This is a genomic window from Microcoleus sp. N9_B4 (genome assembly GCF_036701635.1).
GTDB lineage: Bacteria > Cyanobacteriota > Cyanobacteriia > Cyanobacteriales > Microcoleaceae > Microcoleus.
Genome location: NZ_JAUBRC010000083.1, coordinates 1 through 13,566, shown reverse-complemented (window position 1 = coordinate 13,566; position 13,566 = coordinate 1). Strand labels below are relative to the sequence as shown.

Annotated in this window: 18 protein-coding genes; 15 read left to right on the top strand and 3 right to left on the bottom strand. The window is 45.1% G+C overall.

The window, feature by feature from the left end; genetic code table 11:
• The 5 genes from QUA43_RS29840 to QUA43_RS29820 form a co-directional block, all read left to right on the top strand.
• The coding region (locus QUA43_RS29840) for a hypothetical protein (RefSeq protein ID WP_333379292.1) at positions 1-321 on the top strand (321 nt) is incomplete at its 5' end.
• Positions 322-379: 58 nt separating this feature from the next.
• Entirely contained in the window at positions 380-679 is a 300-nt protein-coding gene (locus tag QUA43_RS29835) for a hypothetical protein (protein WP_333379291.1), read from the top strand.
• Positions 680-745: 66 nt separating this feature from the next.
• On the top strand, positions 746-1,450 hold the full coding sequence (locus QUA43_RS29830) for a hypothetical protein (protein ID WP_333379289.1): 705 nt from the start codon (positions 746-748) through the stop codon (positions 1,448-1,450).
• A 45-nt stretch (positions 1,451-1,495) separates the two neighbouring features.
• Positions 1,496-1,858 carry a hypothetical protein gene (locus QUA43_RS29825; protein ID WP_333379287.1) on the top strand — a complete coding sequence of 121 codons (363 nt, stop codon included), beginning with the start codon at positions 1,496-1,498 and terminating at the stop codon, positions 1,856-1,858.
• Entirely contained in the window at positions 1,851-2,630 is a 780-nt protein-coding gene (locus QUA43_RS29820; protein WP_333379285.1) for a hypothetical protein, read from the top strand. The genes QUA43_RS29825 and QUA43_RS29820 overlap by 8 nt, the downstream gene beginning before the upstream one ends.
• Here QUA43_RS29820 and QUA43_RS29815 read toward each other — a convergent pair.
• Genes QUA43_RS29815 through QUA43_RS29805 form a run of 3 tightly spaced genes read right to left on the bottom strand, consistent with a single transcriptional unit; the run spans position 2,620 to position 4,952 of the window.
• Positions 2,620-4,038: a tail fiber domain-containing protein gene (locus QUA43_RS29815; RefSeq protein ID WP_333379283.1), complete on the bottom strand. Its 1,419-nt coding sequence runs from the start codon at positions 4,036-4,038 to the stop codon at positions 2,620-2,622. The two genes, QUA43_RS29820 and QUA43_RS29815, sit on opposite strands and share 11 nt — an antisense overlap.
• Positions 4,038-4,376 carry a hypothetical protein gene (locus tag QUA43_RS29810; protein WP_333379281.1) on the bottom strand — a complete coding sequence of 113 codons (339 nt, stop codon included), beginning with the start codon at positions 4,374-4,376 and terminating at the stop codon, positions 4,038-4,040. The genes QUA43_RS29815 and QUA43_RS29810 overlap by 1 nt, the downstream gene beginning before the upstream one ends.
• 3 nt (positions 4,377-4,379) lie before the next feature.
• A complete protein-coding gene (locus tag QUA43_RS29805; RefSeq protein WP_333379279.1) occupies positions 4,380-4,952 on the bottom strand; it encodes a tyrosine-type recombinase/integrase in 573 nt (190 codons plus the stop codon).
• 214 nt (positions 4,953-5,166) lie between these two features.
• Between QUA43_RS29805 and QUA43_RS29800 the strand changes: the two genes are divergently transcribed.
• The 10 genes from QUA43_RS29800 to QUA43_RS29755 all read left to right on the top strand — a co-directional run bounded on the left by QUA43_RS29800 (position 5,167) and on the right by QUA43_RS29755 (position 13,509).
• A complete protein-coding gene (locus tag QUA43_RS29800) occupies positions 5,167-5,712 on the top strand; it encodes a hypothetical protein (protein WP_333379278.1) in 546 nt (181 codons plus the stop codon).
• Complete coding sequence (locus QUA43_RS29795) at positions 5,712-6,539, top strand: hypothetical protein (RefSeq protein WP_333379276.1); 828 nt, start codon at positions 5,712-5,714, stop codon at positions 6,537-6,539. The genes QUA43_RS29800 and QUA43_RS29795 overlap by 1 nt, the downstream gene beginning before the upstream one ends.
• Positions 6,532-9,120, top strand: coding sequence for a hypothetical protein (locus QUA43_RS29790; RefSeq protein WP_333379275.1), 2,589 nt, complete (start codon positions 6,532-6,534; stop codon positions 9,118-9,120). Before QUA43_RS29795 ends, QUA43_RS29790 begins: the two co-directional genes overlap by 8 nt.
• A 2-nt stretch (positions 9,121-9,122) precedes the next feature.
• Positions 9,123-10,133, top strand: coding sequence for a hypothetical protein (locus QUA43_RS29785; protein ID WP_333379273.1), 1,011 nt, complete (start codon positions 9,123-9,125; stop codon positions 10,131-10,133).
• A 9-nt stretch (positions 10,134-10,142) separates the two neighbouring features.
• The gene (locus tag QUA43_RS29780) at positions 10,143-11,246 is read left to right on the top strand and encodes a hypothetical protein (protein WP_333379271.1); all 1,104 of its coding nucleotides are present in this window, start codon (positions 10,143-10,145) and stop codon (positions 11,244-11,246) included.
• 126 nt (positions 11,247-11,372) lie between these two features.
• Positions 11,373-12,029: a hypothetical protein gene (locus QUA43_RS29775; protein WP_333379269.1), complete on the top strand. Its 657-nt coding sequence runs from the start codon at positions 11,373-11,375 to the stop codon at positions 12,027-12,029.
• 6 nt (positions 12,030-12,035) lie between these two features.
• Entirely contained in the window at positions 12,036-12,284 is a 249-nt protein-coding gene (locus QUA43_RS29770; protein ID WP_333379267.1) for a hypothetical protein, read from the top strand.
• Complete coding sequence (locus QUA43_RS29765) at positions 12,281-12,766, top strand: hypothetical protein (RefSeq protein ID WP_333379265.1); 486 nt, start codon at positions 12,281-12,283, stop codon at positions 12,764-12,766. The genes QUA43_RS29770 and QUA43_RS29765 overlap by 4 nt, the downstream gene beginning before the upstream one ends.
• A 36-nt stretch (positions 12,767-12,802) precedes the next feature.
• The gene (locus QUA43_RS29760) at positions 12,803-13,096 is read left to right on the top strand and encodes a hypothetical protein (protein ID WP_333379263.1); all 294 of its coding nucleotides are present in this window, start codon (positions 12,803-12,805) and stop codon (positions 13,094-13,096) included.
• A gap of 197 nt (positions 13,097-13,293) precedes the next feature.
• On the top strand, positions 13,294-13,509 hold the full coding sequence (locus QUA43_RS29755) for a hypothetical protein (protein ID WP_333379261.1): 216 nt from the start codon (positions 13,294-13,296) through the stop codon (positions 13,507-13,509).
• Positions 13,510-13,566: the final 57 nt, after the last annotated feature.

Below are 13,566 nucleotides of genomic sequence, written 5' to 3'. Positions count from 1 at the left end.
ATTGCGATCGACACAGCGCGACAATTGCAAAACCTGTTTAATTCAGACTCCGAAACTTACAAAGTGCTGGAACTTGGATGGAACCCAGATGCCGACATCCTAGTGCCGGAAGGAACGGAGGAAGAACCTTGGCAACAGTGCGAGGAACCCTGCGAGAAATTCCTCCAAAACCGCGGCTGCCGCTGCACTGGCTACAAGAGAGCGGAAGTTGTGGCGGGCGATGAATATATTGACCCCAAAACTTTAGCCGCCGGTGCTGCGATGATGTACCAGATCCAATGGCAGTTAGAAAGCGAAGGTTTTGAAGTGCTCGATATGTAGGAAGTGGCCGATTTGTCGTGAAGGGCGATCGGCTTGTGAGAGAAGGAGAACCCAAGGAATGACAGAAACAGATCCGATCGAGAAGCCTATAACGGCGCAAATAACCTGGAATATAGCAATCGCGCTGATCCGCTGCATCCAATTCACTGCCCGGTACGGGGAAGACGAAGATGACCAAATTGCCAAGGCTGTATGCTTTGCCCAAAAAATGCAGAATCTACTAGACATCAATTCCGAAGAATACAAAGAACTCAATCAAGGCTGGAACCCAGAAGCCGACATCTTAGTATCGAAGGCAACCGAAGAAGAACCTTTGCAGCGGAATCTGGAGAGCGAAGGTTTTGAACTCGATACGTAGGCAGATCGTCGTGAAATGCGATCGGCTGTCACTAAATAAATGCTCGACAAATCAGGATTAACGAGTATGGCAATAACTAAAAGTAGAAAGCAAGCCCCCAGTTCTGGCAAATCTTATACAGAGAAGGAATTTAACGAGCAAGAACTTATTCGAGCGGGCGTTGAATCTCCGGAACTGTTTCAACTTTGGATTTACACTCTCAAGTTTGCCGATACAATAAGCATTCTTTCAAAAAGGGAAGCTCTAAACTTTTGGCAGAAATACTGGAAAACAGCAGTAGCTGTATTGGGGCGAATAAATGTCGCCGATCCCAAACACCGCTTTTGGTTTCCCCGCTTAAAAGGCTTACTGTTGTTCGCTCTAGAAGAACTGATCGACTCTCTCGACAAACCCGATCTGGTAGAGTTTTCAAACAGAGGAAGTACGCGCTTTGAGTTGCTCGGAGAGACGACGATAGAAATAGGATCAGCCTTTGGAACCGATCGCATTATCTACGCCGGGAAAGCTGTAACGATTTACAAAGGAGTAGATGACATCGTAGGAAAAGGAGAATTAATGATAGCTGTCAAGCACGAAGCGAGTGGCTGCTGGAGTCATCGTCCCTCGCCTAAAAATGCACCCGTCCCCCTCTCTGACTACAAAAAATCAAAATCAGCATTGAGGGAATATCCTGCTGCTTTAAAAGGTGAATTAACTCATTCTCAGTCAAGAAAGCTGGCGGAATTATTAGGACTGACAGTCAGGGAAAATTACGCATATCTACTTAAATAATGGCTACCGCTAGACAATTACTAGACAACCAATGTAGAGGAATCAATGTTGACCAAAGAGGAAGCAGTGACTTTATTGGGAGGGGCCAGGAAGCAACTTCCAGATTCTCCTCAGACCCCAGAGGAAATATTGGAGGCGATGAAGGCGGCCTCAAACAATTATTATCGCGAGGCGATCGCCACCAACTGCCACACATTTATCGAATTCACCGGGCTGATTAACGAGTACATCAAAATCTGCGAGAGAAATCTCAAGCAGCGGGGAGTTGATTTTACTAAAACCAGCGTTCACAGTCCCGGTGAACCGAAACTCCACATAGAGGACTGGGAGCTGGCTTACATCAATGACAAGCTTGGCTGCATTTTTCCAAACTTGCAACTTGTGGAAGCAGAGAAAGCCAATGATTAGAAGCGCTCAACTTTCACTTTTTGACACAACAGCTTCCGAAACGGGAAGTTTTTACAAACCTGGCGATTGGGTGAAAATCAAGAAAATACCGACGATCGCAAAACACGTCAAATGCGGCCACCTTTACAAAATTCACGCCGTCGATCCGACAGACGGGCGGCTGCAATTCTGGAATCCTTTCTCAGCTCAGTGGGATTTCCTTCTTTCTGCCGAAGTCAAACTTGCGATCACTCCCACCGATAAAATTGATTCTGTAACACCCGCAGAGGTCGCCGTTACAGAATCAAATTGCCAACACAGTGAAACCCCTGCAATCACTCAGTTTGACGCGGTTACAGAATCAGATTGCCAACCTCATAAAAATGATTCTGTAACACCCGCAGAGGTCGCCGTTACAGAATCAAATTGCCAACACAGTGAAACCCCTGCAATCACTCAGTTTGACGCGGTTACAGAATCAGATTGCCAACCTCATAAAAATGATTCTGTAACACCCGCAGAGGTCGCCGTTACAGAATCAAATTGCCCGCCCGGTGATGACTATTTGGCACTCAATGCAATCTCGACTTACCGACCGCGTGGCACCGCCCGGGGCGGGGAATATTACCGACTGTCTTACCGCGACAGCGGGCGCGTAAGACACCAACACATCAGAGGTGGTAACACGGATTCGCCGATCGCTCAGGCAAAAGTGCAGGAAGTGCGATCGCAACTTGCAGCAGGAATTCCGCCCGCTGAAATTGCCACAATGTTGAAAAAACCTACTCTTTAACCGCGGGTAGTCGAGCGCGCAGCTCGCTTATTTGTTGCTGTTGTTCTTGTACAGCGCGCACTAGGCAAGCAACAATGCAACTGTAATCAATTCCATAAAGCTCTCCCTCCGATTGGGTGACATCTACAGCCTCTGGCAAAACTTTTCGCACGTCTTGCGCTACAAATCCAATTTTGCTTATAGAATTTTTTCCAAGCTTAATTTTTTTCGCTTTCTTTTCAAATTCCTCGCACTCATAATGCTGATATTTCTGCGGGGATAAAGCTAAAATTTCCGCTAGTCCAGGACTGGGTGAAAAATTTTGTTTGAGCCTGCGATCCGATGTTTGGATGTAAGCTCCCGTTATATCAATCCGGGCCACCCTGTGAGCCAACGTCGGAGCTGTACTAGCATTCCCGCCCATCCTTAAAAAATTAAAAGCGTCCCCTCCACCGAGTCCAGCATAATTGCAAATCTCCGCAATTCCTTGCCCTGGTTGCACGGAATTCCAGCCAAACCCGATGGAATTCCCGGCTGTATTTGCGATCGGCAAGCTCGCTCCAAAATAGAGAGGCACGCCTTCATGAAAAATGCGATACGAAGCGCCTCCCATAGACCAGCCACCTATTCTTAGCTCGTTGTTGGTATCTAAGCCGAAGTGGACTCCGTAAATTCCAGGCCTATGAAACGAGATAAAAGCAGCAGAAGAGGAATTTGCCGCTCGCACTTCAAATCCGCAATAATTGGGAATGGCTGTGAAATTTCCTTCGCTATCACCGATGGCTTTTACGGTAGGAGAAAAAAGTTGAGTGTGGCTAGCAGGATTAAAATTTCCGTCATTCCAAACTCGTCGCCATGGTTGCCAAATGCCACCCGTTACTGTTCTGAAATAAAATTCATTATTAATATCGTGTTGGCATCCCGCTTGCATTCCCCACTGATTTGTAGGATTTCCGTGGCGAGATTGGAATCCATTCAGCAATGAAATGCCAGATGGAAAAGTGCCGCCACCATTATAGCAATCGAGGAATCCAGAAGTATAAAAAACACTTTCTATGTTTACGTTGGCACCCATAGCTTTGTGCCAGCTTTCGCCAAAAACAATACGGCTGCTATCAATTCCATCAACAAGTTCCGCATCGATCGCTTTAGCATTTATTCCTAAATACCGAGCATCCCCTTCCGATGGTAATAAATATTGAGGATGTGGATCGAACGCATTTACGTGTGCCGCATCCGCCGCCTGAAATTCTGCATCACGAGTAATTGTGCCTGGAAGTTCTGCATCGGTAATAGCTGTCGATTTTAGCCTGTACTGGCCATGTGGGTCTGGCGCATTTACGTGTGCCGCATCCGCCGCCTGAAATTCTGCATCACGGGCGATCGGCTGCGGTATTTGTGGCTCAGTAATTGGATTGCTTAGAGGCATTAGATAATTGTTATTTCCGTAACATTTACGGTTGTCGAGCTGCTCGTACTTCTCATCGTGACTGGCCCTTGCCACGGAGAACTAGGTGAATCTTCAAAATACCCTCCCGGCAATAACTCAGCGGTAAAATTAGTTGCTGAAATAGTCGAGCCGTAAGCCAAAAGCGCGTTAGCAGTGCCGTCGTTAAAAACAGTTAACCCTCGCCTGTTGCTGGTGGCACTACGATCGGAAAGAATTGTTGTCGGTGATGTTGTCAGCGAAAACTCTATTAAAGTGCTGCTGTTAGGAAACTTTGTTGCTTGTTGCGCTTGTGTCTGGGCGGGATTGAATAAAGTCATAAATTAAAAATTTGCAATTGCATTTTTTAGCTGGGCATCAGTTACATCGATATACCGGATTAAAGAATTAATACTTTTATGCCCAGTCAATCGTTGAATTACTTTAATATCCAAACCTTGCTCATTGAGCCTAGTGATGAACCCACGGCGCGCCGAATATAAAGAAAATCCCTTATTTTGTAAACCTGCTTTTTTCAAGGCTCGTCGAAACGCTTTATCTATAGCCTGCCGGCTTAAATGCTTGTCGGCTCGGTATAGAGAAGGAAATAGAAACCCTGATTCTGGCGCTTCATAAGCTCCGAGCATGAGTTTAAGTGCCCAATTGCTCGGCACTTCGCGAGTTTGTTTATCTTTGCGGTTGAACAATGGGTAAAGCACTGTGTCACGCGGTTTACGCTTCTGCACATCTTCATAGACGTGTTTTACATCCATGCTCAATATTGCCTCCGGTCTTTCGCCAGTATACCAAGCGACAGCCAAAAATAGTTTGTGACAATCAGAAATCAAATGGTTGCTGATTTGTTGAAAAGTTACCGGATTTAATGGGGTGGCTTGTCCGACGCCGCAAATTTTCACGAGTTGCTGATTCTGTAAGAATACTGTTATAAAAGCAACCTTTTAGCTGCTGATTCTATCGTAGCGCGCGCAACCGTTGTTGTCACGTTGTTTTTTAGTGGGGAGTAGTTGCTGATTTGTCTATTTCCGCAACTTCTTAAGAATTTAGTAGCCTAACATCGAGCTAATGAATTGTACTTAAACTGGAAAAGTAAGATTATTAAAATTATTATTTATGGCGGATCATACTTCCGGTGCTGGCGCTTCAGTCAGTGGAAAATCTCACGCCAACCCTGAAGGCCCTGCGAGTAAAGAGCGGTATGTATACGGAATATTGGGATTACTGGAACAGGAAGAGAACAATTTACCAAGAATTGCAGAGCGTGCCGACCGAATAACTATTACAGCAAATTTATCGACCAAGACTGCTGCGATTGACTTGCTCTTAAACGTGACAGCGAGCAATGCTGCCGACGGCGGCACAAATTATACCGCCAGCCATTACTTGACTGGATCTACTTTCACCGCTGGCACCGGCGGCAGCCACACTCCGCCGAATCTCGCACAAGCGGCAATGGAGGCCGTTATTGCTCTGAAGCTCATCGAACTTGACACAGCGCGCAACCCAGACAAAAAAACAGCAATAACCCGATGCACTCACACGCTGGCAGCAAGCGGGGGAACTAACGCCACATTTAGCGCTTTGCTGGAATTCCCAATCGAAGTAATTAGTTTGCCCGGTGGCGGTTCAGTTATTGAAGGTAAAAATTATTTAATCTAATGGCTGAAAATCAACTTGAAAATACTAAAACATTTCGACGTAGCATCACCGCCGCCGATGGCACGGGAATTATTGAAATTTTAAATTGTGCTAACTCCTTCGCAGAATATGACGCTTTATCTAATTCTTACTATTTGGGAAGAAGCTTTTATTTAGAAGCCTTTAGCGGTGCAATATACTTGCCATCCTTGCAGCAAGCACCTTACCCAGAAATATTTCCTGAAATGAATTCAGCGGAAAAAATTGCTGCAATGCTTACTATTGAGGAAGAGTATCCATTTTTAGGGTTGAGATTTCACGCACGAAAAGGTACTGGTGCATGGTCTACGCTGGCAACGGCTCGACTTCAAAACAAGGGAAGAGAAACGACAATTCCCTTCACAATTCCTTATCTTACAATTAATCAATTAAAGTTACTAAGTCCAGACGATAGCCTTGGTGTCTCTATCATTAATTATGGCTCTGGCGTCTTGGGAGCTGGCGATTACATCAATTTAGAAGGCGATTACCGATACAACATTGACCTAATTGCAAAACCGCAAATAAGAATGATCGGCGCGGGATTGCCTTACGGAATCGACATTCCCAGCGGAGCGCCGATGCGATTCAGAACAGCCAACGCGAACCGCGCGATACTTTACGCCACCAACACCGGCAATGTACCCATTTGGATTGCTGGCAATTCCAGTGTTGCGATCGGCAGTGGAATTTACCTCGCACCAAACGGGGGCGGCAACCTTACAGAGCAAACTCTTACCGGGGAGCTTTGGGCGATTGCAGATGGCGGCACTTCCCGCATCGCCGGAGTAGAAGCGAGTTATGTCTAGGGTTTCTCGCAAGTCTTCCCTGTCGCCGAGTGCTACTAGAGGTTCGAGTGTGATCGATCTCGGCAAAGATAGTGGCGTTGATATGGGGCGAAAAACGCAACCTTCTGCCACGAGCGGAGGCATCGGCGTTACTCAAGAAGTTGGATCTATTGGGGGAATGACCGTCACCGGCGGCGTAAACGTGGAAGTTTCGCCATTGTCGATTGGCATTAGCGCAGATCCTTCAAATAACAGTATTTCAATTAGTGGAAGCGCTGAATTACCAGGGGGATTTTTAGGAATTGGTGGGGGAGCCACTATTGACACCGGCACGGGAGAAATCATTGGAGGAAGTGTTGGAGGAGAAGCTTTAGGTTTAGGAATTAATATTTCCGCTTCTAATGAAGGCGATGTCGGCGTTGAATTTACGCTGCAAATTCCCTTCACTCCTATCGAATTGAGTTTGGGATTGGAATTTCCGAAGAAAAAAGAAGAAAATCCATCTATCCCAAGCCTCCCAAACAATAGATATGGTATTGGCTACCCTAGCGATGAATTAATTCCTTTGCTTGATGCTAATAAATGCTATCACTGTGTGATTTTATGGCATGTACCATCGTATGCCACTTTTAGCTGGGATATAATTCACAAAAATGCTCTTTTATTTCTTAGAGATTCTTTGCCTGATGAGCCTTACGGGGGCGGCGTGTGGACACAACAAACTCCCTTGTTTTACTCAACTTCACAGGAAACGTTTTATGAGCGTAGCCCGGCTTTTATAGATTATCACGAACCGCCTGATCCCAATGGATCACGATATCTAAATAGCCCAAATTTTAATAAATTTAGTGCTAATTTTAAAGCGTGGGGGTTGCTCGATGGAGGCCCGCAAATAATCTTGTCACCTCAAAGTTTTCGATATTTTGATAAAGTGCTATCACCTTTTATGATATCGGGGACGGGGGCTTATCTAAAAGAATATATTGCCAATAGACGCCCCACCGGGCAATTATGGGATTTATCAATTTATCAAATACCTTGCTCGCAAAATGATCCGTCACCGATCATTAAGATAGAACCGAGTACACCGTTTTCTACTTTTCCTCCTTTCCCAAACCCGCCACCAAGGAGGCAAAACGTGGACGAATGCTGTAGAGATAGCGTGCGTTTATTAAGACGAATTCACAAACATTTAGGAGTAAGCCCTATTACGGGGATGGAGTCTTTGGAACAATTAGCGGGTGTAAAAGCCAAGGGCGAAACCTTTCAAGGAGACAAAATGGCGTTTCCCTTTGAAGTTCCAAAAGTTTGGCTAGACGTACAAGCCAAGAAAAACGAAAAAGTCAGCGTTAGAAATCTTTCGGAATTGATGCTTGTCATGGGCGCTCAATCCGAACGACTAGAGCGCGTACTTGGTACTAAAGAATTTATCAAGGATTCTGAAGGAAAATTGCGCCAATCCGAAGGAAATCTTTTATCGTGGCTGTCTGGAAAAAATCCCGACTTTGCGTATCCCGATCCGAATGATTTCTGGCTGAACACAGATGACGGAATTATCAATGAAAAGCGCTTAGAAGTCCGCAACTTAACCGACGCAGTACGTTACACAGTTGAAGCGATAAATAGGTTAGAGCGTATTTTGCCAATAGCTGAATTAAAGGATTCCTCAATTCCTGCAAGGTGGATTTACCCCAACGGTAAAGGACAATTGCGAGTTGGTAATTTAATTCACCTTTGCGAATACATGATTCGCAAGTCAGACAAAGATATGGGTTACTGGCCCCAGAAAATAACAATCAAGGCAGCAGACCCAGAGATAAAAGATGATGAGCCGATAACAACAGATGTTCACTCGCAGGCTGATATGTTGCGGGTAATCATGCAGCAAATTATCAATGCTCAAGGCAACGACGACGATATGAGTTCAAATTACGACCTACGACGGACTTATTTGGATATTATGGCGTTTCAAATGATTACAAAAAGTACCAAATATCTAGAGGCGATAACGGAATATTTGGGCTTTGACTTAACGGAGGAAGTGAGCAAGGTTCCTATACCTTTTGACCCATTCGCGGGTCAAGAGCGTTCAATAATTGAGCAATGGTGGATCAAGTTCGGCTTTGGACAAGAAAAAACTAATTTTCCCGATAAGAATACAGAATCGGAAATAGAGGAACTATCAGGGAAACTCCTGCAAAATTCAGAGTTAGAAATTAACACTATTAAATTCGGCTCCGTTGATGCCAAAAAAGACCCCAAAACCCTTAAAGAAGCACTGATAGAAATCCTCAAGCACAGCTCTGCAAGTGCCGCTGCTGTAACAGAAGTGGCAACAGAAAGCGCTCTCGATCGTGTGGTGGATGCTGCGGGAATCGCCCAGAAACTAACTTCATTTTTGATGCGGCGAGACATCAGGGAGGCATTAGGAATCGGTGATTTAGACAATTGGATATCTAGCGCTGAGAAAGGCTACACCGACAATCTAGAGTCTGAATCACTCCGGTTCCCAGAATCTAATTCGCTGGAACCCTACGGGCGGCCAGCAACACAAAATCCAACTATTCGAGAAATCGACACTAAAGACACAAAGGCAGATTAATTATGCAAATACTAGACGGCCAAACAACGTCAGACTATTTCAATGGCACGGCAGAGAAAACTTGGACAGACAAACTCGGCGACTTCTTCAACTCTGCGACAGCATTTATCGGGGATGTTATCGGCAACATCCAAATTGGAGATGTGAAGCTCGGCGATTGGTATGCAGCCGATCCTGTAGGTGCAGCGGCCGGCGTAACCCTTGGCGGCGTATTTATTTACTTTGGTGGCAAGGCGGTTATTGGCGCTTATCAATCTCTGAGTTCATTAATCACAGCTTGCCGATCGCTCGGTGTTTTGGGAACTGCACGAGTCGGAGCGATGGCAGCAGGTCGGGGAGTGCTAGGAGCCGGTCGAGTGATCGCCGGACGGGCACTTTACCTACTGGGACATCCGGGCGCTCTAGTTTCCAGTTTGCTTACGGGTGTAACGGTCGGCGCTGTAATGCGATGGTGCGCGGGCAAAGCGATGCAACTAATCAATTTCAACTGGAATCAAACCGACGAAGCTTTGGACAAGAGAATCGCAGCAGCGCAAGCCCAACTTTGGAGTATCACGGGCGGGACTTTAGGAACGCTAGCAGGAATAGCTCTTTGCGGTATCGCCCCAGGGGCTAGCATTGTTCGGGTCAATCCATCAAAATTGGCGGCCATAAAAGAAGTCAATGAAGAACTTTATGAAGAGGCTATCCCACAGGTTAGAAATTTGATAAATGCGACGATTCGAGTAGGCTCGACGGCTGCATTTGTGCAGATATTTAAAAATGCTCGAAAATTCTTAAAAAGTTTATCGCCAACTATCAAAAGAATCCCATTCGTCGGGGAAACTGTAGCGAGTTGGCTTGAAAAATGGGGAGCTCCTGATGCTAAACCCTGGAGCATCAACAGCGGTGTTAAGGCTGTCATTCAAACGATAACAGACAAGAATATACAAGAGTTTTTTGAGGAATTGTGGGAAGAATTTCTCGAAAGCTGTCAAGAAGGGGTATTTGTTTTATCAACTGCGTTTGGATAGGTAAATAGCATGACTTGGGAAGACAGACTGAGAGAAGCAATTACCCCTACAGCTAACAAATGGCCGTATAGAGTAATTCAAGTTAAACCTAACAAGAAAAAAGACCAAGAAATTTACACGCTGTCGGGGCGCGAGGAAGACATCGCCGCCAACGGCGCTTTATTTCTGGCACTCTATGATTTACTAGAACGCGAAAAAATCGACTTCGAGGAATGGTGGGAGGGATGGGAAAAGGGCTTTCCGTTGCTGTCAGAGAGAATAGAGTCAAACTATCAATTATCGGGAATTTCCCCTTGGCGGAGAACGGAATCGCGCCCGCGATATCGAGAATGGTTGCCCCGATTGGGTGAGAAAAAGCCAAAGTATACAACAATAGAATACTGGAAAGACCGCAACAATGAGGATGATTCTGTAGTATTTAGCGGCACTCATTTACAGATAATCAATCAAATCATTCAGTATGAATGGCAAAGCAGCGGCAGCAGTGGTGTCAATATTCCTGGTAAAAATAGCAAGCCATTACTAAAAGGATGGCCCGCGATTGTGCTGACATTTTATGAACCTAATGACAGCGTAAGGCGAAAACCTACGGGAGAGCCCCGCAGTCGAGTTGAAGGCGAAAAAATAATCCGCTGTAGTGGATACACGGACGACATGGAGCTGGTAGAGCGTGGGTTAGCAAAGCTTATAGGAAATGGAGATATTCGGCGATGGGCGACGAAGATTCGAGACGAGTTTGCCTTGCCGGAATTATACCGCTGGCAAAAAGGGCGCGAGTGTCTTTCCTACTCCGGCCAAATAGCAAGGCTTCAAGGGTTCGAGGGCTACGCTTTGGTGCGGACTGCCAGACAAGGAAAAGAACTGTTTGAAAAATTGCTCAGAATAGTTGACTACAAGCCCGATCCTGCTGGCTTTAAATATTCGGCGAATGAAGCGCCGGAGTTAGCATTTCCGATTGATCCCCCAAATTTCCAGCTTTTAGGCAAGGAATGGGAAGCCGAAACTCACAGATCAAACTCTACCGTTGTGTTTGATAACGCAGTTTTGTACCTTCCAAAAGTGCGATCACCGATTCCGCTAGTAAAGGGCAACAAAGTCATCTACGACACTTAATAATTCTTAACAATACCTCTGCTAACTTTTTGGAAACCTATTAGGTTTCCGTGTTAAAAACGCTTAAAAACGGCTCTGGACAAGGCTTTGAGGATTCGCTAGCCTAAAAAAAAAGGGAGAGCAAAGATGGCACGAAGAGGCAAACGATTTACCAAAAAAACTTTGACGGCAGCGGAAGTCGATATTTATGCGAGTTACCTCAAGGGAGAACGGATTCACTCACAGCCTCGAAAAGCACCAGCGGTGTACAAAGAACGGCGGGCGGTTGGGATTGTACCGTTTGGGCTGAGTCCGGGTGCGTCGGACAATTTTGTTCGTACCTCAATGACGCGCGGCGCCTTGGGGTTATTAGGTACGTTAGGCATCGCTAACTTGGACGGTATTTTTGGGCTGAATTTAACTAACACGCCAACGGTGACTGACGCCCCTGCAGGTTTTTATCCGGCAATCGCCAGAATCACGTTGATTCCTCAAAACGCCGTTGCAAATACAGCAGGATTATCTGCTTTTACAGGTCGCCCAAGAAATTACAAAGGAGGGCGCAGCGGCTCGGTTCCTTTTGGTAGAGGAAGCTCGACAGTTCAAACGGATGCTAAAAATCCTGCAGCTACGCAAACAACTATTGCTGACATCGACTACAAAGACGCTGAAAACGCAATCAAATTAGCAGTTGGAGGCGCCACTTACGCAGGCAAAAAGCGCCTTTCTTTCGAGCCAGAACTTTACCGCTCGGAAAGAAGCGAACCAGGATTTACTGGCGACGCTGTTGCACCAGCATTCTAAACTAAAATGACTTCTGAAGCTATCAACAAAATCAAATCGGCGCTGCAAATAGTTATCGACCTCGACGACTCAATAGAAGAAATTGAATATCGATGGAATCTGGCCAAACAAATTAGCCACCATTCAAGACTATTCTTAGAGGGACAAATATCTGGAGGTGACTTTCTCGATTTAGTAGAAACAACCGAAATTGATATTGACCAATACGCTGATGAAGTCGAGGAGAATTTAGAAGAAATAGGGCTTTTCCTGTGAGCCTGATCGTCAATCTCAACGATCCAAATTTATGGGTTCCGGTTTGGGAGCTTGACGTTACCGCTCAAACGCTAGGCTCGGATGTAGAGACTGACAGCTACGTTCGGATTCCCGAACAAAAATGCCCGATTATTTTGCATAAATCGCTTCTGGCGGTTTATGCAAGTAATCCTTTGGCAAAGCCTGGATGGTTTAGCGCGGGCTATTTAAGTCAAAGCATCTCTTTACCCCTAACCGTGGGCGGTAATCCTACAAGTTACGGGTCGAGTCGGCGAATAGTTTTAGGGAAAACGCAGATAGTACCTTTCCTCGACATTGGAGTTTCTGACTTTGCAATAGCTTTTTTATGCCATCGCTGGCACCGACAAATAAAATTAGTTGTTTGGGAATACCAAGGAAATATTTCGACAACTGAGTTAACTGCCATAACAGCTCTTGGTCAACAGCTAAACTCTATAGAATCAAAAATAGACGGCTTATAAGTAGCAGTAAATTGAAATTGTCGAAAAGTGTAAACAATGAACACTAGAGAGTTAATAGAGATTATTGGAATCTCGATCGGCTGTGCGGGTGCTGTAGCAACAGGAGCCTTTACTGTAGCGACGCTGCGGGCGGAAGCCAACATGAAAGAAGTTAGGAATGATATTAAAGAGTGGAACAAGTTTGCCAAAAAATCAATTCAAAACGACAACCATACCATGGTAGAAATAGGACTTTTAAAAACTGCTGTTAGCGATATTTTTAGATTTTTAAAGATGCAAAGAAAACCAGTCATCCCAGAGGAAAACAAGCCCCAGCACACGGACTTCTAACAAATGGACAAATACTCGTATAGATTTACGATCGCTTCGCTGAATGTATCCGTCATTATGTTAGTCGGCGCGGGAACGGTTTTAGTATTTCAAAAAGAAAACGCTACAGCGCTTATCCCATTTTTAGCACCAATTCTGACATTGTTAGGCGGTCTGCTAGTTTCCCCCCCCAGGTCACAGTCAAATGACTATAGCAAATGACTATAGACAAAGCTAGAAAACTTCTAGAAACAATTAACCCTAGTAAATCTCAATTGTTGGATTGTCTAGAGGACTTATGTAAAGAATACGGATACATACAGGGGATGACAATTGCAAGTTTGCGCGATTTAATATCCGGTCGCAAAACACTTGCAGAAATTCAATTATTAATTGAGCAAATCAAACAAAAAATAAAATGCACCACAAACTAATTTTTACAATGAATTTAGCAGAATCGCTAAATTTGATTTGCGGAAACTTGCAGCTTA

Excerpts from the sequence above, each read along its gene's own strand:
- QUA43_RS29835 (WP_333379291.1), top strand. The coding sequence starts at position 380 with ATGACAGAAACAGATCCGATCGAGAAGCCTATAACGGCGCAAATAACC.
- QUA43_RS29830 (WP_333379289.1), top strand. The coding sequence starts at position 746 with ATGGCAATAACTAAAAGTAGAAAGCAAGCCCCCAGTTCTGGCAAATCT.
- QUA43_RS29825 (WP_333379287.1), top strand. The coding sequence starts at position 1,496 with ATGTTGACCAAAGAGGAAGCAGTGACTTTATTGGGAGGGGCCAGGAAG.
- QUA43_RS29820 (WP_333379285.1), top strand. The coding sequence starts at position 1,851 with ATGATTAGAAGCGCTCAACTTTCACTTTTTGACACAACAGCTTCCGAA.
- QUA43_RS29815 (WP_333379283.1), bottom strand. The coding sequence starts at position 4,038 with ATGCCTCTAAGCAATCCAATTACTGAGCCACAAATACCGCAGCCGATC.
- QUA43_RS29810 (WP_333379281.1), bottom strand. The coding sequence starts at position 4,376 with ATGACTTTATTCAATCCCGCCCAGACACAAGCGCAACAAGCAACAAAG.
- QUA43_RS29800 (WP_333379278.1), top strand. The coding sequence starts at position 5,167 with ATGGCGGATCATACTTCCGGTGCTGGCGCTTCAGTCAGTGGAAAATCT.
- QUA43_RS29795 (WP_333379276.1), top strand. The coding sequence starts at position 5,712 with ATGGCTGAAAATCAACTTGAAAATACTAAAACATTTCGACGTAGCATC.
- QUA43_RS29790 (WP_333379275.1), top strand. The coding sequence starts at position 6,532 with ATGTCTAGGGTTTCTCGCAAGTCTTCCCTGTCGCCGAGTGCTACTAGA.
- QUA43_RS29785 (WP_333379273.1), top strand. The coding sequence starts at position 9,123 with ATGCAAATACTAGACGGCCAAACAACGTCAGACTATTTCAATGGCACG.
- QUA43_RS29780 (WP_333379271.1), top strand. The coding sequence starts at position 10,143 with ATGACTTGGGAAGACAGACTGAGAGAAGCAATTACCCCTACAGCTAAC.
- QUA43_RS29775 (WP_333379269.1), top strand. The coding sequence starts at position 11,373 with ATGGCACGAAGAGGCAAACGATTTACCAAAAAAACTTTGACGGCAGCG.
- QUA43_RS29770 (WP_333379267.1), top strand. The coding sequence starts at position 12,036 with ATGACTTCTGAAGCTATCAACAAAATCAAATCGGCGCTGCAAATAGTT.
- QUA43_RS29760 (WP_333379263.1), top strand. The coding sequence starts at position 12,803 with ATGAACACTAGAGAGTTAATAGAGATTATTGGAATCTCGATCGGCTGT.
- QUA43_RS29755 (WP_333379261.1), top strand. The coding sequence starts at position 13,294 with ATGACTATAGACAAAGCTAGAAAACTTCTAGAAACAATTAACCCTAGT.